General features: G+C 72.1%; 20 protein-coding genes. 7 read left to right on the forward strand and 13 right to left on the reverse strand.

All coding sequences use genetic code 11. From position 1 onward, the window contains the following. The first annotated feature begins 57 nt into the window (after nt 1-57). Entirely contained in the window at nt 58-1,482 is a 1,425-nt protein-coding gene (locus AC3EVP_RS12535) for an MFS transporter (RefSeq protein WP_335974515.1), read from the forward strand. Nucleotides 1,483-1,630: 148 nt separating this feature from the next. Here AC3EVP_RS12535 and AC3EVP_RS12540 read toward each other — a convergent pair whose 3' ends face one another. Further along, the gene (locus tag AC3EVP_RS12540; RefSeq protein ID WP_335974512.1) at nt 1,631-1,897 is read right to left on the reverse strand and encodes a helix-turn-helix domain-containing protein; all 267 of its coding nucleotides are present in this window, start codon (nt 1,895-1,897) and stop codon (nt 1,631-1,633) included. 56 nt (nt 1,898-1,953) lie between these two features. Between AC3EVP_RS12540 and map the strand changes: the two genes are divergently transcribed. After that, nucleotides 1,954-2,721, forward strand: a complete 768-nt coding sequence (gene map, locus AC3EVP_RS12545; protein ID WP_435129243.1) for a type I methionyl aminopeptidase — start codon at nt 1,954-1,956, stop codon at nt 2,719-2,721. A 186-nt stretch (nt 2,722-2,907) separates the two neighbouring features. After that, nucleotides 2,908-4,272, forward strand: a complete 1,365-nt coding sequence (locus tag AC3EVP_RS12550; RefSeq protein WP_435129246.1) for an MFS transporter — start codon at nt 2,908-2,910, stop codon at nt 4,270-4,272. Nucleotides 4,273-4,307: 35 nt separating this feature from the next. Here AC3EVP_RS12550 and AC3EVP_RS12555 read toward each other — a convergent pair whose 3' ends face one another. From AC3EVP_RS12555 to AC3EVP_RS12570, 4 genes are all read right to left on the reverse strand, one after another. Further along, nucleotides 4,308-5,162, reverse strand: coding sequence for a GNAT family N-acetyltransferase (locus AC3EVP_RS12555; RefSeq protein ID WP_435129249.1), 855 nt, complete (start codon nt 5,160-5,162; stop codon nt 4,308-4,310). 71 nt (nt 5,163-5,233) lie between these two features. Beyond that, entirely contained in the window at nt 5,234-6,772 is a 1,539-nt protein-coding gene (locus tag AC3EVP_RS12560; RefSeq protein ID WP_435129252.1) for an amino acid permease, read from the reverse strand. 55 nt (nt 6,773-6,827) lie between these two features. Further along, a complete protein-coding gene (locus tag AC3EVP_RS12565; RefSeq protein ID WP_435129255.1) occupies nt 6,828-7,817 on the reverse strand; it encodes a hypothetical protein in 990 nt (329 codons plus the stop codon). A gap of 361 nt (nt 7,818-8,178) precedes the next feature. Further along, on the reverse strand, nt 8,179-8,637 hold the full coding sequence (locus AC3EVP_RS12570) for a lamin tail domain-containing protein (protein WP_435129258.1): 459 nt from the start codon (nt 8,635-8,637) through the stop codon (nt 8,179-8,181). A gap of 236 nt (nt 8,638-8,873) precedes the next feature. Between AC3EVP_RS12570 and AC3EVP_RS12575 the strand changes: the two genes are divergently transcribed. The 3 genes from AC3EVP_RS12575 (at nt 8,874) to AC3EVP_RS12585 (ending at nt 12,329) form a co-directional block, all read left to right on the forward strand. Beyond that, on the forward strand, nt 8,874-9,731 hold the full coding sequence (locus AC3EVP_RS12575; protein ID WP_435129261.1) for an ABC transporter ATP-binding protein: 858 nt from the start codon (nt 8,874-8,876) through the stop codon (nt 9,729-9,731). A 659-nt stretch (nt 9,732-10,390) separates the two neighbouring features. Beyond that, nucleotides 10,391-11,149, forward strand: coding sequence for an ABC transporter permease (locus tag AC3EVP_RS12580; protein ID WP_435129433.1), 759 nt, complete (start codon nt 10,391-10,393; stop codon nt 11,147-11,149). 538 nt (nt 11,150-11,687) lie between these two features. Continuing rightward, on the forward strand, nt 11,688-12,329 hold the full coding sequence (locus AC3EVP_RS12585) for a hypothetical protein (RefSeq protein ID WP_435129264.1): 642 nt from the start codon (nt 11,688-11,690) through the stop codon (nt 12,327-12,329). Between the two features lie 108 nt (nt 12,330-12,437). Here AC3EVP_RS12585 and AC3EVP_RS12590 read toward each other — a convergent pair whose 3' ends face one another. Both AC3EVP_RS12590 and AC3EVP_RS12595 read right to left on the reverse strand, forming a co-directional pair. After that, nucleotides 12,438-13,496 (reverse strand): glycoside hydrolase family 19 protein, encoded by a 1,059-nt coding sequence (locus AC3EVP_RS12590; protein WP_435129436.1) that lies wholly within the window; start codon nt 13,494-13,496, stop codon nt 12,438-12,440. Nucleotides 13,497-13,822: 326 nt separating this feature from the next. Then, the gene (locus tag AC3EVP_RS12595; RefSeq protein ID WP_435129267.1) at nt 13,823-15,217 is read right to left on the reverse strand and encodes a helix-turn-helix domain-containing protein; all 1,395 of its coding nucleotides are present in this window, start codon (nt 15,215-15,217) and stop codon (nt 13,823-13,825) included. A 204-nt stretch (nt 15,218-15,421) separates the two neighbouring features. Between AC3EVP_RS12595 and AC3EVP_RS12600 the strand changes: the two genes are divergently transcribed. Beyond that, nucleotides 15,422-16,969 (forward strand): FG-GAP and VCBS repeat-containing protein, encoded by a 1,548-nt coding sequence (locus tag AC3EVP_RS12600; RefSeq protein WP_435129270.1) that lies wholly within the window; start codon nt 15,422-15,424, stop codon nt 16,967-16,969. A 28-nt stretch (nt 16,970-16,997) separates the two neighbouring features. Here AC3EVP_RS12600 and AC3EVP_RS12605 read toward each other — a convergent pair whose 3' ends face one another. Genes AC3EVP_RS12605 through AC3EVP_RS12630 form a run of 6 tightly spaced genes read right to left on the reverse strand, consistent with a single transcriptional unit; the run spans nt 16,998 to nt 23,755 of the window. Further along, complete coding sequence (locus tag AC3EVP_RS12605; RefSeq protein WP_335974465.1) at nt 16,998-17,429, reverse strand: carboxymuconolactone decarboxylase family protein; 432 nt, start codon at nt 17,427-17,429, stop codon at nt 16,998-17,000. Nucleotides 17,430-17,454: 25 nt separating this feature from the next. Then, a complete protein-coding gene (locus tag AC3EVP_RS12610; RefSeq protein ID WP_435129273.1) occupies nt 17,455-17,919 on the reverse strand; it encodes a DUF6917 domain-containing protein in 465 nt (154 codons plus the stop codon). Beyond that, complete coding sequence (locus AC3EVP_RS12615) at nt 17,913-18,920, reverse strand: Gfo/Idh/MocA family protein (protein ID WP_435129276.1); 1,008 nt, start codon at nt 18,918-18,920, stop codon at nt 17,913-17,915. Before AC3EVP_RS12615 ends, AC3EVP_RS12610 begins: the two co-directional genes overlap by 7 nt. Beyond that, complete coding sequence (locus tag AC3EVP_RS12620; protein ID WP_435129279.1) at nt 18,920-21,580, reverse strand: Ldh family oxidoreductase; 2,661 nt, start codon at nt 21,578-21,580, stop codon at nt 18,920-18,922. The genes AC3EVP_RS12615 and AC3EVP_RS12620 overlap by 1 nt, the downstream gene beginning before the upstream one ends. Continuing rightward, the gene (locus AC3EVP_RS12625) at nt 21,577-22,593 is read right to left on the reverse strand and encodes a sugar phosphate isomerase/epimerase family protein (RefSeq protein WP_435129282.1); all 1,017 of its coding nucleotides are present in this window, start codon (nt 22,591-22,593) and stop codon (nt 21,577-21,579) included. The genes AC3EVP_RS12620 and AC3EVP_RS12625 overlap by 4 nt, the downstream gene beginning before the upstream one ends. After that, on the reverse strand, nt 22,583-23,755 hold the full coding sequence (locus tag AC3EVP_RS12630) for a Gfo/Idh/MocA family oxidoreductase (protein ID WP_435129285.1): 1,173 nt from the start codon (nt 23,753-23,755) through the stop codon (nt 22,583-22,585). Before AC3EVP_RS12630 ends, AC3EVP_RS12625 begins: the two co-directional genes overlap by 11 nt. Nucleotides 23,756-23,928 lie beyond the last annotated feature (173 nt).

A 23,928-nucleotide genomic window follows, 5' to 3' on the forward strand; every position in this document is an offset into this window, starting at 1 on the left:
TGCCCGCCCGGTCCGGGCTGTCCGGATCTGCTCACACCAGTTACCTGCGGAGACGCCATGCGACGCAGTCCCTGGGCCACGCTCACCGTGCTGGCCCTCGCCCAGTTCATCGTGGTGCTCGACGTGACGATCGTGAACGTCGCGCTCCCCGACATCCGTTCCGACCTCGGGTTCAGCACCGACGGCCTGCAATGGGTGATCAGCGCCTACACCCTGCTCTTCGGCGGTTTCCTGCTCCTCGGCGGGCGCGCGGCCGACCTGCTCGGGGCACGCCGGATCTTCGTCGCCGGGCTCGTGCTGTTCGGCCTGACGTCGCTCGCCGGGGGCCTGGCCGGCTCGCCCGGACTGCTGATCGCCGCCCGCGCGGTGCAGGGGCTCGGCGGCGCGCTGCTCTCCCCGGCCGCGCTGTCCATCCTCACCGTCACCTTCGAGCACGGCCGGCGCCGCAACATCGCGATGGGCATCTGGGGCGGTCTCGCCGGCCTCGGCGGCACCCTCGGTGTGGTCGCGGGCGGCGTGCTGGTCGACTCGTTCAGCTGGCGCTGGGTGTTCATCGTCAACGTGCCGATCGTCATCGGCCTGGTGGTCGCCGCGCCGATGTTCGTCCGGCACTTCCCGCCGCGCACCGGCACCCGGTCGTTCGACCTGCCGGGCGCGCTGCTCGGCACCGGCGGCCTGCTCGCGGTCGTCTACGGCGTGGTGCGCGCCGAGCCGGTCGGCTGGTCCTCGCCCGAGGTGATCGGCTGCCTGGTCGCCGGGGCCGCCATGCTGGCGGGCTTCGTCGTGGTCGAGTCGCGCGCCGTGGCGCCGCTGGTCCCGCTGCGGCTGCTGCGCTCGCGTGCGCTGAGCACGGCCGGGGGCGCGCTGGCGCTCAACGGCGCCGGCTTCCTGTCGATGTTCTTCCTCACCGCGATCTTCCTCCAGCAGGTCCGGCACGGCAGCGCGCTGCACGCCGGGGTGGAGTTCCTGCCGATGGGCGGCACCGCGATCTTCGGCGCGGTCGCGGCCACCCCGCTGGTCACCCGGTTCGGCACCCGACCGGTGCAGATCGGCGGCGCGCTGCTGAGCACCGCGGGGCTGCTGCTGCTCACCACGGCCGGCGCCGACGGGCCGTACGCGGGCCAGCTCCTGCCCGGACTGCTGCTGTTCGGCGCGGGGATCACGTCGGTGGCGGTGCCGGCGCAGATCGCCGCGGTCGCCGACGTCTCCGCCCACGAGGCCGGTGCCGCCTCCGGTGTGGTCACCGCCTTCAACCAGGTCGGCGGTGCGCTCGGGCTCGCCGTCGTCACCACGCTGTCCACCTCCAAGACCACCTCCGACCTGGCGCACGGCAGTGCGCAGAGCGACGCGCTGGTGGCCGGGTTCCACCGGGGCCTGCTGGTGGCGGCGGCGTTCATGGTGGTGGCGATCGCGGTCACCGCGCTGTCGCCGCGGTTGGCACCGAGCGCGGAGCAGATCGCGGAGGCGGCCGCGGCGGCGTGAGGGGGTGCGGCGGCGTGAGGGGCGCGCCGCCGTGAGGGGCGCCGCTGCGTGAGGGGGGCGCGGCACGGCGCACCGCCCGCTCGTGTCGTCCGGCTTCGGCCGGGCGGTGCGGGCGGGCGGTTGCCGTGGTGGGCGGGGTGCCGCGGCCTTACGCGCTCAGGGGCTCGTGTTCGGGCGCCGCGCACTCCGCGGCGAGGCGGTCGGCGGACAGGCCGAGGGCGCCGGCGAGCGCGGTGATCGTGAAGAACGCCGGGGTCGGGGCGCGGCCGGTCTCGATCTTGCGCAGCGTCTCCGCGGAGATGCCGGCGGCCGCCGCGACGGCGGTCATGCTGCGGTCGCCGCGGGCTGCGCGCAGCAGGGCGCCGAGGCGCTCGCCGCGGGCCCGCTCTTCGGGGGTGAGGGGAGTTCGCACCATGGACGTGATACTAATACCGGGATACTTATCCGGTATGAGAATGGGGAGAACGGCCCATGGTCGAGATCAAGACGGACGAGGCGCTGGACGCGATGCGCGAGGCGGGGCGGGTGGTCGCCAACGCGCTGGGCGCCACGCGGTCGGCCGCCGCGGTCGGCGTGTCACTCACCGAACTGGACGAGGCCGCCCGCGCGGTCCTGGCCGAGGCGGGCGCGACGTCGCCCTTCCTCGGCTACCGGCCGTCCTTCGCGCCCACCCCGTTCCCCGCGGTGATCTGCGCCTCGGTCAACGACGCCATCGTGCACGGCATCCCGGACGGCTACCGGCTGCGCGACGGCGACCTGGTGAGCATCGACTGCGGCGCCCGACTCGACGGCTGGACCGGTGACGCCGCCATCAGCTTCATCGTCGGCACCCCCCGCCCCGAGGACGTCGAGCTGATCGACGCCACCCGGCGCGCGCTCGACGCGGGCATCGCCGCCGCCGTCGTCGGCAACCGTATCGGCGACATCGGCCACGCGACCGGCGAGGTGGCACGCGCGGTCGGCTGCGGCATGCCCGCGGACTTCGGCGGCCACGGCATCGGGCGGCAGATGCACGAGGACCCGTCCGTGCCGGGCCGCGGGCGCCCGGGCCGCGGCTACCGGCTGCGGCACGGCCTCGCGCTGGCGATCGAGCCGATGCTGATGTCCGGTGGGAGGGATGCGTACGTCACCGACCCCGACGGGTGGACCCTGCGGACCGTCGACGGCAGCCGCGCCGCGCACATCGAGCACACCGTCGCCGTGACGGAGGAGGGGCCGCGGGTGCTGACCCTGCCGTGAAGTGGGCTCGCCGCCGGCTCCGTCGCCGGCGGCCACCGTCGCCGTAGGTCCACCGGTCTCCGCCGCCGTACCTCCGTCCGGGCTGTCCTTAGTCAAACTAATGACCTAAGGTAATTGCCGACGGTAAGAAAATCCGCGCAGTCGCGTTTCCGCGGGCGGGGAGACCGAGGAGAGGCAGCGAGACGCGTGAGTGACGCGAGCGCGGAGCCGGCCACCGCCGTCGCGGTGGCCGGGCGGGGGCAGGAACCGATCTTCACTCTGCCGTTCGTGAGCCTGATGACGGCCAACGGGCTGCTGCGGATCTGCACGTACATGCTGATCACGGTCGTCCCGCTGTATGCCCTGCACAACGGGGTGTCGCTGACCGAGGCGGGGCTCACCACCACGTTCTACATGGCCGCCGCGGTCGTGGTCCGGCCGCTGTCCGGGCAACTGGTGGACGCGCGCGGCCGGTTCGCCGTCATGCTCGTCGGCTCGGTGCTCTACTTCGTCGCGACCGGCCTCTACGTCCTGGCGCTGCCGGTGTGGCTGCTGCTGGCCGTACGCGCGTTGCAGGGGCTGGGGTTCAGCTTCAACGGCACCGCCGTGATGACGCTCGCCACCGACCTGATCCCCGAGAGCCGGATGTCGGAGGGGATCGGGTACCTCGGCATCGAGCAGACCGTGGCGCAGATCTTCGCGCCGTGGCTGGCGCTGACGCTGGTGGACGCGTACGGCTACCGGGCCGCGTTCGTGGTGGTGTTCGTGCTGGCGGGGGTGAACCTGCTGGGGCGGTTGCCGCTGGGGAGGGTGGCCGCGCAGCACCGGCGGGAGCGGGAGGCGGGGGGCTCGGGTGCGGCGGCGGACGCGGATACCGGCTCGGGTACGGGCGGGGGCGCGCGTTCGGGTGCCGGTGCCGGTGCCGGTGCCAGTGCGGGCGGGGCTGCCGGCAAGGTGCCCGTTACCGGTGGGGAATCCGGTGCCGGTGCCGACGCCGCCCGGCCACCGTGGTGGAGCCGGCTGGTGGACCGGGACGCGGCCCGCCCGGCGGCCTTCATGTTCTTCATCATGTCGGGCGTGGCCGCGATCAACACGTTCATGGCCGCCTATACGACCGGGCGCGGCATCGCCAACTCCGGCCTGTTCTTCACCGCCAGCGGTGTGATGCTCGCGGTGGCCCGGATCGGCGGGGGCCGGCTGCAACGGCGGTTCGGTGTGACGCGGACCATCGCCGCGGGCATCCTGGCGGTGGTGGCCGGACTGCTGCTCGTCTACTGGTCGCCGGACCTGGCCGTGCTGATGGCCGGCGGCGCCTTCTACGGCTGGGGCATGGGCACCGCGCAGCCCGGGATGAGCGCGCTGGCGGTGCTGGCCGCCGACAAGTCGCGGCGCGGGCTGGCGAACTCGACGTTCTTCATGGCGATGGACCTGTCCCAGGCGGTGGATGCCGCGGCGCTGGGCGCGCTGGCCGGGCTCGCGGGCACCGGTTCGGTCTTCCTCGCGTCCGCCGCGGTGGTGGCCGCCTCGGCGGTGGCCTTCGTGGTGGTGCGCTCACGCGGCGCCGTCCCGTAGCCGCCGGGGTCCGGGGGCACCGTTCGGCCCTGGGGTCAGCCCAGTTCGAGGGTCGTGGTGCCGTAGACCGCTTCGACCCGGCTGGCCGGGGCCGGACCGGTGTACATCCGCAGGCACTCCGAAGTGGCGGTCAGGCCGCGGTCGGTGGCGAGCTCGGCGGCGGCCGGATAGCGGTCGGGCACGTCGATGGCCACCTCGGCGCCGGGCGGCAGGGTGGCGACGAGCGCGTCGAAGAGGACCGCGGCGTCTTCCGGGCTGTCGGCGAACAGCGGGCCGATGCGGTGGCCTTGGTGCGCCGGGCGGATCACGCCGTACCCGCGGACGCGGCCGTCGGCGCCGAGCAGCACCCGGGCGGTGTGCCCGGGTCCGTCCAGCCAGCGTGAGACGAAGCCGGGCCGGGCGGCGGGGAAGCAGCCGCGGTCGTACGCCGCGATCGCCGGGTGGTGGTGCGGCGCCACCGCGCGGGCGGCGGGGTCCGGCGCCGCACCGGACGTACGGGGGCGGCCGGTGTGGCGCACGTTGCGGTAGGCGGGGACGAACCCGGCACGCGCGTACGTGGCCTGCTGGGCCGGGACCCCGTCGAGTCCGATCACCCGGCCGGCGGCATGGGGGAGGGCGGCGTTCCAGGTGGCGAGGCCCAGGCCGGTGCCGCGGAGTTCGGGGTGGACCAGGTAGTAGCCGAGGAAGGCGTACTGCGGGGAGTACACGACGACGGAGACGGCCGACACGACGCGTCCGTCCAGCCGCCCGATGAAGAAGCCGGCCGGATCGCTGGGCAGGAAGTGGGCCGCGTCGCCGTGGCCGGGGTTCCAGCCCTCGGCGGCGGTCCACGCCACGATCTCGTCCCACTCGGCGGGGGTCGCCTGGGTGACGATGAGGTCGGTCGGCATGCGTGCTGCTCCTTCCGCCGGCGGGTGCCGGCCGGCCCTGCGTCGGGCTGCTGGGTGCCGGGTGGGCTCGTTCAGACCAGGTCCATCGCGGCGACTTCGTCGGGGCCGCCGTAACTGACCGGCCCGTGGAAGGACTTGCGGGCGGTGGCGAACCACCACAGCGTCGCGATGACCAGGACCACCGCGAGGGCGATCGGCGCGTAGTTGAACGTGGTCGCCGTGATCGGCGTGGCCTGCGGCAGCATGAACAGCACGTTGCTGGTGATGATCCACACCACGGCGACGATGCCGACCGGTGTGCTCCAGCGTCCCAGGTGCCACGGCCCGGCCTCGAACTGGTCCTTCAGCCGCAGCCGCAGGAAGATCGGGATGCCGTAGGAGAGGAACAGGCCCACCACGTTGACGCTGACCACGGCGCTGAACGCGGTGTGCGACCACCAGCCCGGCAGGACCAGCACCAGCGACGAGGCCGCGGCGAGCCAGACCGCCTTGACGGGGGTGCGGGTGCGCGGGGAGACCGAGTGCCACAGCTGCGAGCCGGGCATGGCACCGTCCCGTGAGAAGGCGAAGATCATCCGGGTGTTGGAGGTCATGTTGGCCAGACCGCAGAAGAGCATCGCGCCGATGATGACGACCAGGATCGCCTTGGACAGGCCCTGGCCGAGGGCATCGAGCAGGATCTGCACCGGCGGGGCGGAGGACGAGACCTCGCCGGCGTAGTCGTGGATCGAGTAGACCAGGGCGAGCATGAGCACCAGGCCGGTGAGGGCCGAGTAGCCGATGGCGCGCACGATGCCCTTGGGCGCGTTGACGGTGGCCTGGACGGTCTCCTCGGACATGTGGAAGCTGCCGTCGAACCCGGTGAACGTCCAGCTGGTGACCAGCAGGCCGAGCAGTCCGGCGTAGAGCGCGCTGTGGAAGCCGGTGGTGTTGGCGTAGTGGAACGCGTAGCCCGGGTGCTGGTGGTGGGAGGGCACCGTGACCAGCGAGATCACGATCATCAGCAGGCCGGCGATCAGCCACCACACGGAGATCCGGTTGATGAGGGCGACCAACCGCACCGTGTAGGTGTTGAGCAGGGCGTGCACCAGCAGGATGACCGCGGTGATCAGGACGGTCCTGTGCAGGGTGGGGGTGTAGCCCCACTGCATGGCCAGGTAGGACTGGATGAACGTCGCGGCGGCGTAGTCGGTGGCGGCGGTGCCGGCGACCTGGCCGATGAAGTTGAGCCAGCCGGTGTACCAGGACCAGGCGCCGCTGTGCCGCTTGGCCAGCTTGCCGGCGGAGAAGTAGAGGGCGCCGCTGGTCGGGTAGGCCGAGGCGATCTCGCCCATGGCGGCGCCGACGAAGAGCACCATGACCGACACGCCGATCCAGCCGAAGACGAGGATGCGTGGCCCGCCGCCGGCCATACCCATGCCGAACGCGGAGAAGATGCCGGATATGATGTTGATGATGGTGAATGAGATGGCGAAATTGTCGAATGCCCGGAATCGGCGGGTCAGTTTCCGCGGATAGCCCATCGCGTGGAGCGTGGCGTCGTCGTCGAGGGCGGCCGGCGGCGCCTGGTCTGTCCTGCCGGAGCGGGTGTGCAGTGCGGGGTCGGACATGCGAACTATCCGTTCTGGTGGGGGGTCTCGGTCGATCGGTCGGTACAGGTCGGGCTCACGGACTGCCGGGCACGGTGAGGCCGCACGCCTCGCGGGCCTTCGTGAGCTGTTCCTCCGGGGCGCCGAACGCGCTCCAGGGCATGCGTGAGGCGTACGGGCCCATCAGCATGAAGGCCGCCCGCGCCTCGAACTCCTTGCGCGCCATCACCAGCGCGTGTGCGAGGTAGGACAGGTCCACCACCGGGGTGAAGCGGTACTCGGGCACGTGGGGGAGCCACTTGTGGTAGATGCCCAAAGCCGCTGTGCTCCAGGGCGGTTGCTCCCACAGCTTGTAGGCGAGCGGCGCCGAGGGGTTGTAGTTCTCGACCAGGGCCACCAGCGGGAGCAGGGACAGCGCCGAGCCGCTGGGGGCGCGCTGGCTGAGGAAGGCCGCCACGTCCCAGACCTCGGACGCCTTGCCGCCGTTGCGGGGGAAGTAGATGGACAGGAAGCGGTGGTGGGCTTCGCGGTTCCAGGGGTCGAGCCGCAGGATGTGGTGCAGCAGCCGCCAGGGGCCGGGCGGTGCGGTCAACAGTCCCTGCGGGGCCGGGTCGAATGACCGGTGGAAGCGGGCCAGTGACAACTGGGCCACCCACGGTGTCGGGTCGTCCGGCGCGTGCTCCGCCGCCTGCTGGCAGGCGGTGTGGGCGATCCGGTACAGCGCGGTGGCGCGGTCATCCTTGGTGTCCGCGGCGCGCACCGCACGCAGGACCGCGACCCGGGCCCATAACAGCGCGGACTCGGCGTTCGGCTCCTCGGCGACCCAACGCTCCGTCAGGTCCGAGTCCCATGCCTCGGCGGCGAGCACCAGCGAGCGGTGCGCGCGCAACCCGAAGTCGTCCTTAGCCGCCCGCAGGACCTCCGACGTGCTCAGATAGCGGCCGGCCTGCACATCCACGCACGCGTCGGCCAACTGGCGGTCGTCGGCCGCGGAGTGCCAGATGTACCGCCCCTCGAAGGACGGGGTCCGTAATCTCTTTCGTGGCTCGCGCTGGCGCCGGCCCATCACCGTGCATCCCCGTCCTCGATCTCCATCGTCGGCGCGTATCCCCGTGGCTCAGGGGCAAGCCGTCTCCCCGCACGGAGCGGGGGTGGTCACGGCTCTTGGGACGCGCCACAACGGAAATTCCGCTCTGCGCCGCCCATGGCATGGGGAATTACTCCGAGTTGACGGGGGATGACTCTACGAGTGGATTTAACGGTGTGTCAAATACCTGCCAAGGTGCTCCCGCGTGCGGCTCGCCTTTGCGGCATTGATGGGGCATTGGTGCGGCATGACCGCCAAAGGCCACCAAAGGTCCCGCCCGAAAACGGTGGGAGTGCGGCCAACTGTCCCTCTGGCCGACCGCCCTCCCGCCCGACCGGCGTCAGCACATTTTGTAGGCCACCCGCGTCGAGTTGTACGAGCAACTGTCGACCTTGGCGCCCTTCGCCGACCTCAGCGTCGCCGTGTCCTTGTCGTTGTTCCAGACGTACGCCGAGCGCCCCTGATACCGGTTCGCCGCCGTGTTCCGCCCCTTACCGGTGTGAATGGTCACGGTCTTGTGTGCGCCAAGTGTGTAATTCGTGAAGCTGTACTTGTGCTTCGACGCATCCGTCAGCGTCCACCCCTTCAGATTCGCCGCCTTGCTCGTGGTGTTCGCTATCTGCACATACTCCGCGTTCAAGCTGGCGTTCGTCCGCTGATCCACCCCCGGGCTGTTGTAGTAGATCTTGTACAGGTGCACGGACCCGGCCGACGCACTCGCCGGCGTCGGCACCAGCACCGCCCCGGCCACAGCAGCCCCGGCCACGGCCCCTGCGGCGAGCATACGAAATCGCTTCATGATGTCCCTGACGTCCCCAGATCGAACCCGGGAGCCCCCCTGGCGAACCCGGTAGGACAGTCAGAGTAAGGACGAACCCCGCGCACCGTCCGCCCGTTACCCAACCGGGACACATCGCCGACCCACCCCCCTCCTCAACCACCCGCCCACCCCCACCAGCCACCCCCGTACGCCGGCCCTCACGCCATTCCGTCGATCCCGTTCAACGGACTCCCGCCGCGCGGCACACTGTTCACATGTCAAAGGGGGACGCAGTACACGTACGGGGGCTCCGCAAGCGCTACGGCGACGTACTCGCCGTCGACGGGCTCGACCTGGACATCAGCACCGGCGAGGTGTTCGGCATCCTCGGGCCCAACGGTGCCGGCAAAAGCACCACCGTGGAGATCCTCCAGGGCCACCGCTCCCGCGACGCCGGCGAGGTCAACGTCCTCGGCGCCGACCCCGCCACCGCCGATCGCACATGGAAAGCGCAGGTCGGCATCGTCTGGCAGGACGAGTCCGCAGTCAGCGAACTGACCGTCGGCGAGACCGTACGGCACTTCGCCCGCTACTACCCGCACCCCCGCGACCCGGCCGAGGTGATCGCGCTGGTCGGCCTCGAACCCAAGACCGCCAGCCGAGTCAAGGCCCTTTCCGGTGGCCAACGCCGCCGCCTCGACGTCGCCCTCGGCGTCATCGGCAACCCCCGGCTCCTCCTCCTCGACGAACCCACCACCGGCTTCGACCCCGCCGCCCGGCGCCAGTTCTGGGACCTCATCCGCTCCCTCGCCGACGAGGGCACCACCATCATCCTCACCACCCACTACCTGGAAGAAGCCGAAGCCCTCGCCGACCGGCTCGCCGTGGTCACCGCGGGCCGCGTCGTCGCCGTGGGCACCCCCAGCACCCTCGCCGGCCGAGCCGACGCACGCGCCACCGTGCACTGGACCGGACCCGACGGCACCCCGCGCGCCGAAGAGACCGACACCCCGACCCGGACCATCACCGAACTCGCCCGGCGCTTCGACGGCGAGATCCCCGGGCTACGGGTCACCCAACCGACCCTCGAGGATGTCTACCTGCGCCTCATCGGACAGGAGCCCCCGCGATGACTGCTCCCGTTCCTTCTCCCGAGCGTGATCCCGAGGGTCGCCCCGACGGTGATCCCGAACGTCGTCCCGCGGGCTGCCCCGAGGGTGGTCCTGGGCACGATCCCGAGGGTCGCCCCGACGGTGATCCCGAACGTCGTCCCGAGGGTGGTCCCGGGCGTGATCCCGAGGGTGGTCCCGAGCACTGTCCTGAACCGGGGGCCGAGGCCGGGGCCGAGCCAGGGGGCGCAGCTGAACCAGGGGCGTCGGGTGGCCCTGCTTCCGTGGGCGGTTCCGAGGGCGGTGCCGTGGTCGGCGCGGGCCCTACGTTCGAGGGTCCCCCTGGGGCTGGCGCGGGCCCCGCGTCCGAGGGTGGCCCTGAGCCGGTGGGCGCAGCCGCGCCCGCTGCCGGGTCCGGGTTCCGCGTCGGGCTCGCTCCCACGTTCGAGTCCGACTCTGTGTCCGTCGCTGATCCGTTGTCCGTGGCCGCCCCCGGGGCGGTGCCCATGCCCGGCGTTGGTCCTGCGCCGGCTCCCGGGTCCGAGACCGTGCCCACTTCCGTTGCCGGGCCGGCGGATGTCGGCGGCCCTGGGCCGCAGGCCGGTGCTGGCGCGGGGCCCGGCCGCGCCGCTGGCGGTGTGCGATTGCCCGGGGCCTGGCAACTCGGCCTGCTGCGAGGCGCGATGGAGATCAAACTCTTCTTCCGCCAGCGCGAGCAGGTTGTTTTCACTTTCGCCTTCCCCATCATCTTCCTCTTCCTCTTCGCTTCGATCTTCAGCGACAACATGAAGAACACCGGCACCAGCGCTTCCCAGTACTACGTCACATCCATGATCGCCTCCGGCATCATGTCGACCAGCTTTCAGTCGTTGGGCATCTCGATCGCCATCGAGCGGGACGAGAAAGTCCTGCGGCGGCTGCGCGGCACCCCCATGCCGCCGGCTGCGTACTTCCTCGGAAAGATCTGGCTGGTCTTGACCACGGGTATCCTCGAAACGGCCATCCTTCTTGTCTTCGGCACCACTGTGTACGGTGTGGATCTGCCCTCCACGCCCGTCAAGTGGCTGACCTTCGGCTGGGTGTTCGTCCTCGGCATCACCGGCTGTGCGCTTCTCGGCATCGCGATCAGCAGCGTCCCGAGGTCCGGTCGCAGTGCCACCTCAGTGGTCGTTCTCCCCTTCCTGGTGCTCCAGTTCATCTCCGGCGTCTACATCTTGATTGACACGATTCCGCACTGGATGCTCACGGTCGGTTCGTTCTTTCCACTCAAATGGCTCTGCCAGGGTCTGCGCGGCGTCTTCCTCCCGCAGGCCGCGGCCGCCCTCGAACCGGCCGGCGCCTGGGAGTTCGGCCGGACCGCCCTCGTTCTCGGCGCATGGTGCGTCGGTGGTCTGCTGCTGTGTCTGTTCACTTTCCGGTGGAAGAGCCGCAACGACGCTTGAGGCAGCGCTGCGAGGCAGCGCCGTGCAACGGTGGAAGCTCGGTGGGGCGCGACGCTGACCGCGCTGACCGCGCTGACGGCGGTGCGTGGTGGGCTCCCGTGGTTGTCCGCTATATCGCGCGTGCGCGCGGCTCGTTGAATCGTCCGCGCGGGGGCGGGGGCGGAGGCTGGGGCCGGGAAGGCCGGTCCGCGGGCGGTTCCGGCGTGATCGTGGGGAGTTCGCGCCGTCCTCGGAGCCGACGGCGAATTTGGTTGATATTCATGGACATGGCAGCCTCACATTCTCGTGTTCGAGCCGTGGGAAGGAAACGAGGGAACGGCCGTGGTGAACAAGCGCGATTCGCCTTCGTTTTGGTCAACGCTACGACGCGCTGCGCGATATGTCGTCAACCCACGGGTGGAGCGAGGGTGGACAAATTTCTCCACCTGCGAATCAACCCTGGGGTGGACGACACGGCGCGGTCACGCCCGTACATTTTCGAGCAGCGGGAAATTCCGCGAGACCGTGAATTCGCATATTAACGGAAAGGACGGCTGTCGTGAGCCAGTTGCGGGGCTTCTTCCCCTGGATCGTGTTCTCCGCTGTATCGGGGCTCGTCTGGTCGTGGGCGGCGCTCCTCTCACTCGCGCTGGGTGCGCTGTTCCTGGCGAAGGACCGCCGAGCCGGCGTGCCCGCTGACGCGCAGATATTGGAGTTCGGCGCGGTGGGTTACTTCGGCGTGCTGACCGCGGTGGCTTTCGTCGACCCGCACGCGCCCGTGCGCGACTATGCGAGTGGGTTGTCGTCGGCGTGGCTGGCGCTGATAGCGGCGGTGACGCTGCTCGTTCGGCGGCCGTTCGTCCTGGGCATTGCCAAGCGCCGTACTCCGCAGGCAGTTTGGGGGTCTCCGGTGTTCCGCCGCACCTGCGGGGTGCTGACCGGCGTGTGGGCGGTCGGCTTCGCGCTCAGCGCGGTCGCCACCCTCGCCTGCGAGGCTGTGGACTCCGGGATGTTGTCGTGTGTCGGCGCCCAGATAGTGGGGTTGGGGCTGCCGGTGGTGTTCACGCGCTTCTACGTGAAAGGAGTTCGTGAGCGGGTGAGCGGCGCCGGCTCGCAGGAGATAGCGGCAGGTGGCGCGGGCGCGACGTTTGGTGCTGCTCCTGCGGCGGCTCTGGCGGCGAGTGCGGTCGGCGGCCGGTGATGCTCCGGCGGCGGTGCGTTCTGGAGGATCGTCGTTGCCACGCGCCGACGCGCCCCGCTTGGGACGGGACGCGTCTGTGCGCAGGGCGCGGGTGGAGCTGGGCTCAGGTCAGCAGGAGAGGTTGCTTCCGGCGGGGACGCCGAGGATGGAAGTGAAGTTCTCGTAGGCGTTGACGCGGTCCTGGACCTCGGCCGGGTTGCCGCCGTTGCACTCGACGCTGCCGTTGATGCTGCGGATGGTCTCGCCGAAGCCGGCGCCGTTGACCATGGCGTTGTGCGCGGTCATGGTGCCGGGCCCGGTCTGGGTGTCCCAGTACCAGAGGCCGGTCTTCCAGGCGACGGCCGCGTCGGTCTGCACCAGGTTGGGGTTGTCGAGGAGGTCGATGCCGAGCGCGTCGCCGGCAGCCTTGTAGTTGAAGTTCCAGCTCAGCTGGATGGGGCCGCGTCCGTAGTAGGCGGACTGGCCGGCAGGGCACCCGTACGACTGGCTGGTGTCGCAGTAGTGCGAGTAGTTGGAGGTGTTCTGTTCCACGATGTAGACGAGGCCGCCGGTCTCGTGGCTGACGTTGGCGAGGAAGGCCGCGGCCTCCTGCTTCTGCACGGTGGCGCTGCCGGTGGTGGCGAAGCCCGGGTAGGCGCTGAGGGCGGCGGTCAGCCCAGCGTAGGTGTAGAAGGGGTTCCGGTTCGGGAACATCGTGTTGAACTGGGCCTCACTGACCACGAATCCGCCGCTGCTGGGGGGCGTGGTGCCGCCGCCGGAGCAGGTGTAGGGGCTCCAGTACCAGGTGCTGATGGTGGGGTCGTAGCCCGGGTTGTCGTGGGTGGCGATGTAGTCGCTGCCGTTGCTGTACTGCACGATGTCGCCGGTGACGTAGTTCTGGCCGGCGACCCAGGCCGGGTAGCTGCAGCTGCCGTTGCCGCCGGTCGAGCCGCCGGAGGAACTGCCACAGCCGCCTTGGTCGGCCCAGACGTCGGCGGCACCGGGCGTCTCGCCCTGGGTCCACCACTTCGCCGACCAGTTGTGCCCGTTGTAGGAGGCGGTCTGGCCGCCGGTGTAGACGGAGGAGGAGCTCCAAGCGGCCGCGCAGTCGGCGGCCGAGGCGGTGGATGCGAAGGGGACCAGGACAGCCAGGCCGACCGCTACCGCGAGTGCGGTGAGGAAGGCGATGAACCGTTGTCTGGACACGTGACCACTCCTAGTGGGGGGTGCGAAGTGGGACCGGGAGCAGCACTCAAACGGAAATGGTCTGAACCTGTCAATAGTCCAGACCAATCCTCGGTGGTGGTCGGGAGGTGTGAGAGGTGGGACTGGGCCCGTTGTGCGCGCGGTGGTGTCCGATGCTGTCCGTGGTGCCGGGGTTACGGAGAGGGTGTGAAATGGCAGAAGGGAGGGGCGAGATGGGGAGCGAACGGGAGATGAGCGGGGTGGCCGGATGCCGTGAGCGGCACGGCGCTGCCCCCCGGCGTCTCGGAGGGCGTACGGGTCGGCGCTGGTCAGCTGTCGCGGGTGATCCAGTCGCTGCTGCCGAGCGGGTAGTCGTAGCCGGGGCGGTCGACATCGGCGCTGGTGCGGAACGCGGAGCCGTTGTTGTCGATGTGGACGGTGCCGTGGTGGCTGCCACTGGACCAGTCCAGGGTGAGGTCCCAGCGGACATCGTGTGCCTTGGTATGGGCGGTGACGTAGAAGACCTCGGGATCGGACTCGCTGACTTTGTAGGGGAAGTCGCGCTGGCCGTTTTTGACGGTGACGGTGGGGCTGCCGTTGTCGAGGTCGATGTCGAAGGACTTGGAGTCGACGCCGCCGCCGCAGCCGACGCCCATGGAGTAGTCGTTCCAGGCGAGCGGTGCGCTCTTGGTGAGGGCGCGGACGTGCAGGGCCTCCAGGACGACGGTTTCCGAGCCTGTGCCCTGGACGGTGAGGGCGACGCGCTGCTCGTCGGAGGAGACGGCGCCGTAGGCCGCGGCCCAGCGAGTGGCGTCCTGTTCGCCCGCCGGCGGGCCGACCTGGGCGGGCTCGCTGTCGACGAGGAAGTGCTGGCTGCAGGGGCTGTCGTAGACGTAGGGGCGGACGCCGACCGTGACAGGAGTGGCGTTGCCGAGGGTGTCGGGAGGAGCGGTTGTCGTGGGGGTGGAGTTGGGATGCGGAGTGCCGGTTGCGCCGGAGCCGTTGGTCGACGGGGAGGAGGTGGGGGTGCGGTGAGGGCTGGTTGGGAAGGAGGTGGGGGAGGGTGGCGCGGCGTCGTTCGCGGTGCTGTTCGCCGTGGCGCCGACCGCCTGTTGGTCCCGGGAGTCGCGGTCGTTGCCGCTCCAGGGGTGGGTGACAAGCGTGGCAGTGGCGAGGATGACGGCGGCTGCGGCGGAGGCGATCAGAGCGGTGCGGCGTCGGCGCGGGGAGGTGGGGCTGCTCGGGAGGCTGGAGACGACGGGCTCGTCCGGAGCGGTCGGTGCCGCGAGGTGGGCCGGTTCGCCCGGCTGGTCCGGTGGGGCGGTGGTCGTGCCGGTGGTAGGGCGGTCCGAGTCGTCCGGCGTCTCCGAGCCTTCCGGGCTGTCGGGGCCGGGGTGCTCCGGTGCCGGGATCGGGGCGCTTGGGGCCGGGGGTGGGGGCGGGCCGGGTTGCGCGGCTTTGGCCCGCCGGATGGCGTCGGCCAGCACCCAGCGGCGGTGGAGTTCGACGAGTTCCTGCGGGGTGGCGCGGCAGGCGCGGGCGAGGCGTTCCACCGGGGCGTACTCGGTGGGGATCGCGGTCCCGTTGCAGTAGCGGTGCAGGGTGGAGGTGCTCATGTGCAGCCGCTTGGCGAGGGCTCCGTAGCTCAGGCCGGAGCGGTTCTTGAGTTCGAGCAACAGTGTTGCGAACTCGTTGGTCTCCCCGGGCTCTGCTGCATCCGACAACGCTTCCTCCCCTTAACGCCGTTGCCTTCATCCAAGCACCTCGGGTACCCGAACGGCGAAAGCAGGTGCGGGGGAGGGCGGGTGCGTCGGGGGCGGGCCATACAACTGTTGGCGCGGGTGGCGAGTCGTACGGTGCGGTGTTCGCCGGGAGTTCGCCTGGAGTACGGGCGGCGGTCGGTCCGGTGGCGGTGGAACGGAGCTCATATGTCTCGACGCATTTCCGGTGGCAGACGCAAGGTCGCGTCGGCGGTCGCCGTTGTCATGGCTGTTGCCGCGGGAGCGGCAGGCGCGGCGGCCGCTCCCGCCGGGGCGGTGGGAGTGGAGGCGGGGACGGCGCGGAAGGTGCCGGTGGTCGACTTCAACGGGGACGGCCACGCCGACATGGCGGTCGGTTCGCCGAACGGTACGGCGAGCGGGAAGGCAGCGGCGGGCTATGTGTCGGTCGTGTATGGAGCGGCCGGGGGCGTGGATCAGGCGAAGCACTATCTGTTCGGCCAGGACAGCCCGGGGATACCGGGTGCGTCGGAGACGGGCGACCGTTTCGGGTCCACGGTGGTCCCGGTGGACCTCGACGGGGACGGCTACACGGATCTGGTCGTCGGTGCGTCGGGCGAGGACGTCGGCAGTGGTGCGTCGGGTGTCGACGCGGGCATGGTGACGGTGTTGTGGGGCGGTCCGTCCGGTCTGGGGGACGCCACCGCTGTTGACACCGGTGCCACGGCCCGCGCGGGAGTCGGTGGGTTCCTCCAGGCCGGGGACTTCGACGGCGACGGCCGGCCGGAGCTGGTCACGTCCCACGGGGACCAGTCGTTGTGGACGCTGTCCGGGATCGGCAGGGACGGCAAGGTCGCCTCGGTGTCGGACCTCGACCTGTGGAAAGTGGCGAGCGGGATCACGGTGATCCTGCACAGCATCGCGGCCGGGGACGTCAACGGGGACGGCATCAGCGACCTGGTGGCGCTGGTGACGGACACGGACGAGTCCGACGCGTATCGTGGGTACATCCTGCTGGGCGGCGCGAACGGCTTCACGTCAGCCGGCTATGCCAGGCAGGCGGGCGGGGAGCGGCTGCCCGGCCAGAGCGTGGCGATCGGTGATGTGAACGGGGACGGCTACGGCGACATCGTCTTCGGCCACAGCACCGACTTCTACGACAGCGACGAGGACCTGCCGGTGAAGGGCGGCGCGGTGGCGGTCGCGTACGGCGGGCCCGGTGGGCAGAGCAGCACGCTGGCGCCGCAGTGGATCAACCAGGACACCGCGGGGGTGCCCGGTGTGAGTGAGACCGGGGACCGGATGGGGGCGTCCGTTGCGGTCGGGGATGTGAACGGGGACGGGTATGCCGACATCGTGGCGGGCATACCGGGGGAGGACTACGACGGGTTGACGGATGCCGGCTCGTTCGTCCTGCTGCGCGGGACGGCGAAGGGGGTGACGGGGGCCGGTTCGCAGGTGTTCAGCCAGAACTCCGCCGGGGTGCCCGGGGTGTCCGAGAGCGGGGACCGGTTCGGGGCGGTGACGGGGGTGATACCCGCGGAGTCGTCCGACCCGGCCCAGGTGGTGATCGGCGACCCGGACGAGAACGGCGGGAACGGCGCGGTGTGGGTGCTGCACGGCACCGGTACCGGGCTGACCGGCACCGGGACCGTCAACTTCGGGTCCGTCACCATGGGCACAAGCGGTGTCGGCGCCTACTTCGGTGACGAACTGAGCACCACGCCGCGCGATCTGGACCTGGACCAGAGCGCCTGACGGGAGGTCGGTCGGGCCGCGGGGAGGGCTACTGGTTGAGGCTCGTGGCGGCGATGCCGATGCGGTTCCAGGCGTTGGTGGCCGCGATCGTCCAGGTCAGGCGGACGGTCGCGGTGTCACCGAGGTGGCGGGCGGCCTCGGCGTGGACGTCGGCGGGGACGGTGCCCCCGACCGGCCGGGTGAGGTGTTCGGCGAGGGCGAGCCCGGCGCGCTCGGCGGGAGTGAACTCGGCCGAGTCGGCCCACCCGTCCAGCGCCGCGAGCTTGGCCGAGGACTGTCCGGCGGCGAGGGCGCCCTTGCGGTGGAGGCCGGTGCAGTAGGTGCAGCCGTTGAGTTGGGAGACGTGCAGGCTGACGAGTTCGGCGAGGTCGGGGGCGAGGCCGTCGCCGGCGATCCGGCTGAGGTCGGTCAGCGCCTGGAGGGCGTCGGGGGCGGCGGCGGTGGGGTTGAGGTTCGACATGGGGGTGGGCCTTCCACGGTGGGGGTCAGTGGTCAGAGGCGGCTTGTTCGAAGCTCACCCGCTGCTCCGGGGAGAGCCCCAGGTCGGGGCCGGTCACGGGGGTGCCGGTGCGGATGAGGATGTTGTAGTGGTTGGGGAAGTGGCAGGCGTCGAAGCCGAGGACGGTGCCGACGGTGTGGTCCCCGATGCGTACGGTGTCGCCGCGGTCGATGACGCCGCCGCGCTCCAGCTCGACGAAGCCGAGGAAGCCGACGCGGTCGATCCGGGCACCGGGCGCGGGGTCCGTGTGGTCGGTGGTGACCAGTTCGTGTACCTCGCCCGCGCGGACGCAGCGGCTGGCGTGGGGTTCCAGGGTCATGCCGCGGTCGTCGCGGCGGTGGAGGAGGATCTTGACGAGGCTGCCGTGGACGGTCCGCTTGGCGCCGTTCTCGCGAAGGGCCGTCGGCGCGGTGGCCGGCATCGGTGGTGGGGTGGGGGCTGGGGTCAGCATGCGGGTGCCTCTGCCGGTCGGGGGTGGGAGGGTACGGGCCCGGGGGGCCAGGGTTCGGCGCGGTCGTAGGCGGCTTCGACGAGGTGCAGGGCGGCGGCGCCGCCGCGGTCGGGGCGGGGCGGGGCGTCGAGCCGGCGGGCGAAGTCGGCGACGATCGCCTCGTACTCGTGGTGGAGCGAGGCTTTGAAGCCGTGGTGGCCGGCGAGCATGTCGGCGTGGTGGACGGAACCGTCGGCCAACGTGACCTGGATGTCCTTGAGTTCGCCGGGATAGGACCAGTCGAGCTCGACGGTTGCGCGGGCGGTGCCGTCGGGGGAGCGCAGCGCGATCGTGGCCTGGCGGTCCAGTCCGGAGGCGTCGCGGCGGATGCGGGAGCGTTCTACGGTCACCTCGCCCAGCAGGAGGCGGACGAGGTCGAAGGCGTTGGGACCGTTGTCGGCGACGCATCCGCCGCCGCACCGGGCCGGGTCCAGATACCAGCGGTCGGGCCCGACATGCTCCTCGATGCGCTCGAGGTAGCGGACCGTGACCTGCTCGACGGGCACGTTCCGCGGCAGCCGGGCGACGAGCGCGCCGACGGCGGAGTTGTAGCGCCGGTGGAAGGCGGTGAGGAGTGTGGCGCCGTACTCCCCGGCGAGGGCGGTGAGTTCGGCGCCCGCGGTGCTGGTCAGGGCGAGGGGCTTCTCCACGCAGACGGACACGCCCGCGCGGAGGAAGTCGGCGCAGACCGGGGCGTGGGCGTCGTTGGGGACGGTGACGATGACGCCGTCGAGGGAAGGGTGTGCGGCGAGGAGTTCGTGGTGGTCCCGGTAGCCGAGGACCGGGCCGGACGGGTCCTCGGCCGTACGCGTTCCCGGACCCGTTGCCGTCCAGGGCGCCAATGCGGCCGGGTCGCGGTCGCAGACGGCGGTGAGCTGCACGGCGGGGGAGGCGTCGAGCGCGGCGAGGTAGAAGCGGGAGATGACGCCGAGGCCGACCACGGCGACGGAGGGGCGGGCCATCAGCGCACACCGTCCAGGTGCGCGGCGCCGTCCGCACCGGCACGCTCGTCCGCGCCCGCGCGCTCGTCCGTACCCGTACCCGCACCCGTACCCGCACGGTTCAGCGGCACCGGTGTGGTCAGCCCGAACTTCTCGGCCACGTCCGCGAGTTCCCGGTACTGGCGGCAGCTGATCGGCACCCCGGTGGCGCGGCGGGTGCGGGCCCGCTCGCCCTCGGGCCACCCCGGGTAGCGCACGGGGGAAGCCGCATCGAGGGGCGGGCAGTCCAGCAGGCTGCCGAACAGCGCGCCCGCGTCCGCCGCGAACCCCTCCTGCGGGCGCAGCAGCGCGGGGGCGATCGCGGCGACCAGGTAGCCGATGTCGTCGTCGCGGCCGGACGGGCGGCCGTCGCCGTTCAGCGCCGCCGGCGCCGGACCGAGGCCGGAACCGCTCACCAGCCCGGCCAGCACCTCCACCGCGAGCCCGAGCCCGTACCCCTTGTACACGCCGGTCTCCGCGGTCCCGCCGAGCCAGCCGAGGTGCGCGCGGCCGAGGTCGAAGGCCGCGGGGTCGGTGACGGGCAGGCCGTCGTCGCCGGTCAGCCAGCCTTCCGGCACCTGCCGTCCGGCGCGGGCAGCGGCGCGGACCCGGCCGGTGGGCACGACGGTGGTGCTCATGTCGAGGACGAACGGGTGGTGCGGCCCGGCGGGCGCGGCGACGGCCAGCGGGTTGGTGCCGAGCATCGTGACCTGGCCGCCCGGCGGGCGGGCGATGCGCTGGCCGCCGCAGTTGGAGGCCACCAGGCCGACCAGACCGCGGTGGGCCGCGCGCGCCGCGTGATAGCCCGCGCAGCCGAAGTGGGTGGCGCCGTACACGCTGACCAGGCCGATGCCGAACTGCTCGGCGCGCTCGACGGCGAGGTCCATCGCCTCCGCCGCCGCCCACAGGCCGAGCGCCCGGTGCGCGTCCACCCGCAGCGCGGCGCCGAGGTCGGTGACGGGCTCCGGTTCGGCCGCCGGATCGGTCCGGCGCTGCTCGAACAGCGGCAGGTACTGGCGGGTGAGGTTGGCCAGCCCGTGGGAGTCCATGCCCGACAGGTCGCCGTAGCACAGCGCCTCGGCGGCGGTGGCGGCGCGCGACGCGGGCACGCCGCAGCGTACGAACACGTCGGTGACGAACGCCAGCAGGTCGTCGTACGCGAGGCGCACCGTGCCGTCGGACGTCTGCGCCCGCGCCTGCGCTTGTGCCTGCGCGGGGAAGCCGGACAACGGTGGGTTGGGCAACGGCATCGGGAAGTCTTCTCCTGACAGGCTGGACGGGGCGGACGGGCTGGACGGGCTGGACGAGAAGGGGGCATACGGGGCGGACGGCGGTGGGCACGCAGCGGGCGGCGCGGGAGGCGCGGACGTACGGAAGGCGCCGAGCAGCCGCGGCACCGTTGCCGCGAACCCCTCCAGCTCCGCGAGGTCCGCGAACTCCCCTTCCGCGTGTGCCCGGTTGGCGTCGAGACTCCCGGGGCCGAGTACGACGCAGTGCGCGCCCGCCACACCGGACGTCCAGATCGCGTCGCAGGTGCACCCGGGCTCCTCGGCCGGCCACGGCGGGATCGCGGCGCGCTCCAGGAGCGCCCGGAGCCACGGGGACGCGTCGCCGCCGAGGACGGGCAGGCCGCGCTTGAGCCACTCCAGCCGTACGATGCCCGGCGCGTCGCGGGCGGTCCGGGCGAACCGGCGGGTCCGGCCGAAGACGGCGGCGAAGGCGCGCAGTCCGTCGTCGACGGCCTCGCGCACCAGCCGCTCCAGCCGCCGCGCGGTGGCGGACGCACCGTAGGAGAGGTTGAGGAGCAGCTGCCCGCGCCCGTGCACACGGTTGTGGAGAGTGCCGGTGTGCAGGCCGGCGACACACAACTGGCCGTCGGCCGGGGCCAGTTCCGGGTCGAGTACGGCGGCGAGGTGCTGGGCGAGGAAGCCGAGCAGGACGGTGGCGTTGTGGCCGGCCGCGGGGCGGTCGTCGATCGCGTCGTCGCCGTGGACGCTGAGGAGCGCGGTCATCGCGGCGGTGCAGCGCGTCAGGGCGCGGCCGCCGGTGGGTTCGCAGAAGACGTTCAGCCGTCCGTGGTGCCCGGCTTCGACCAGCGGGCGGGTGCCGAAGGTGCCGAGCGCGCCGCCCTCCTCGCCGGCGACGGCCTGGATCAGCACCCGGGTGTCCCGGGCGAGACCGGGCAACTCCCCGAGCGCGCGCCGCAGTCCGGCCAGCAGCGCGACGGCCGGTCCCTTCGCGTCGATGGCGCCGCGGCCGTGGAAGCGCGCGCCGTCGAAAGAGACCGGTTCGACGCCGGCGACGGTGTCGAGGTGGACGTTGAACATCACGGTGCGCTCGTGCGGCGCGTCCGCCGGGCCGAGCGCCAGCACCAGGCTGGGCTGGCAGGCGAGGAACTCCGGCTGCGCGGCGGCGGTTCGGCGGACGAGGACCGGCACGTCGTCGCGGGTGAGGCAGTCGGGCGGCGCCGCGGCGTGGTGGAGCACGTGGAAGCCGAGCGCGGCGGCGGCCTCGGCGTAGCGCCGTCCCGCGGCCCACAGCTCAGGGGCGGGCGCGCCGGGGCCGCACTCGAGCGGGCCTGCCGTGGGCAGGGCGAGCAGGTCGAGCAGCAAGGTGTGGTCGGCGGGGCTGAGCAGGTTCACCGGGCGGACTCCTGCCGCTCAAGATCCCTCGCCACGGCGGCGGTCGGGGGCGCGAGGGCCTCGTCGAGCAGGCGCCGCAGCGCAAGGCCGCACCGGACGAACGCGGCGCGGCACTCCTCGGCCGGGTCGCGGTGGTCCTCGTGCGGCCGCACCGCGACGTGCGGTTCGAGCGACAGCGCGCCCCGGTAGCCGTGGGCCAGCAGCAGCCGCACGCTGTCGGCGACCCGCAGGTCACCGGTGCCGGGCACGCAGTGGCGGACGGCGCCGCCGGGGGACAGGACGGCGTCCTTGATGTGCACGTGGTGAATCCGGTCGGCGTACGGCAGCAGGTCGGTCAGCAGCCGGTGGCCGTCGTAGCCGTAGGCGGGGCCGTTGCCGGTGTCGAAGAGCAGGGCGAGGCCCGGGCCGGCCTCCTCCAGCAGGCGGACCATGCGGTGCGGGTCGCTGCCCGCCCAGCCGGCGCAGTTCTCGTGCAGCAGCGTCAGCCCGGAGGCGGCCGCGCGGGCGGACAACTCCCGTACGCGACAGAGCACTTCGCGTTCCCACGCGGCGGCGTCGAGGCCGCCGTCGGACGGGTCGGCGGGGTTCGGGTACGACATCACCCGCACGTAGCGGGTGCCGAGGCGGGCGCAACGCCGGGCCAGGACGTCGAGTTCGGCCAGGTCCGCGGCGAAGTCGCCGGTCACCGGCCGTGCCCAGCCGCCGATCCGGGCGTCCACCGCGACGACGGACAGCCCGGCGTCCACGAGCGCCCCGGCGACCCGGTCGAAAGCGGCCGCGGACAGGTCGGCGAGCGGTGTCCCGTCCACGGTCCGCAGCTCGACCGAGCGCCAACCGAGCGCGGTGACGGCCTCGATCTGGCCCTCGATGCCGAGCGCGGCCTCGTCGCCGATCCCGGTCAGCGCGACGCCGCCGGACATGGCAGCGGACCCGGCAGTGGACGTGGCGGTGGACATGTCGACGGGCGGCCCGGGGCGCGGCACGGACCCAGGGCGTACGGGCTCAGTGGACACCGGTCAACTCCCTTCCCTGGAGCGGAATCTCCGCAGCGGCAGCGGCAGCGGCGACGGAGGGGGCAGCGGAAGGGGAAGCGGCAGCGCCAGCGGCAGCGGCCAACTCCTTCGCCCGGCCGAGCAACTCGACCACCCGTGCCTGCTGCTCGACGGTGGCGGGGCAGGGACCGTCGCCGCCGAAGTACGCGTAGGCGCGCAGCATGAACTCCGTCAGAGCCTCGTCGCGGAACACCTCCCGCCGCTCGGTGGCCGAGTCCGCGGCGGTGAGCCGCAGTTGGGCGTACCGGTCGTAGGAGTCGGCCGGATAGTGGCCGACGGCGGTGCCGTGCTCGAACAGCAGCGTGATCCGCCGCTCGCGCACCGGCGAGGTGAGGTCGGAGCGTACGACGCTGCGTACGCCGCCGCGGTGGGCGAGGGCGAGGGTGGCGCCACCGAGCCGGGGCAGGCACCGCCCGTCCACCCGGAGGTCGGTACAGCCGGCGGAGACCACCTCGGCGTCGCCGGCCAGCCTGAGCAGGACGCCCAGCGCGTGCGGGACCTCCACGTCGAACGCCGTCGGGTGCCCCGAGGTGGCCAGCGAGCGCTGGAAACGCGGCTTGTCCTGGACGACGGAGATCTGTCGCAGCGCGCCCAGCGTATCCAGCGCACCCGCGGCGACACCCACCGCAGACCGGGGGCCTTGCGTTTCCTCGGCACCTCGGCCCGCCACGAGCGCGGCCAGCCGGTCGGTCAGGGTGCTCGCCAACCACGGTGCCACCACGGCCGTTCGCAGGTCCGGCCGAAGGCCCTCCTGCCGCAGCGACGCCAGCAGCCGTGCCAGGTCGTCCGGTCCCGCGGCGAGCGGCTTCTCCAGCAGCAGCTTGCGGAAGCCGAGTCGGAGCAGCTCCGATACGACCTCGACCCGCGCGACCGGAGGCGTGCAGACGTGGACGACGGTCCGCTCCGGGTCCAGCTCCCGCCGTGCCGCCGCGAGCGAGGCCACCAGGTGCCGCCCCGCCCCGGCGTGCCGGGCCCGCGCGGCGGGGTCCTGGTCGTAGCCGACCACCGGCTCAGGGGCGAAGCAACGATCCTGCCGCGCCCGGGCCTTGGCGAGGACCGGCAGGTGCAGACCCGCCCCCGCCCGGCCAAGGCCGACGACCAACGTGCGCAGCATCTCCAGCATCAGCCTTCTGTCGACAGCGGGGGAACGTTTCGTGCGGGAAACGGATCAAGCGGGGGCGGGGCAACGCCGGTCAGCCTGCGCGTACGAACCGGATGAAGTCAACGAAACGCGCCGATCACTCCCTTTTCGCGTGAATACCCCGAACGAACGCGCAGTCCACCGCGATTCGTTGG

It is taken from the genome of Actinacidiphila sp. bgisy144, assembly GCF_057708105.1.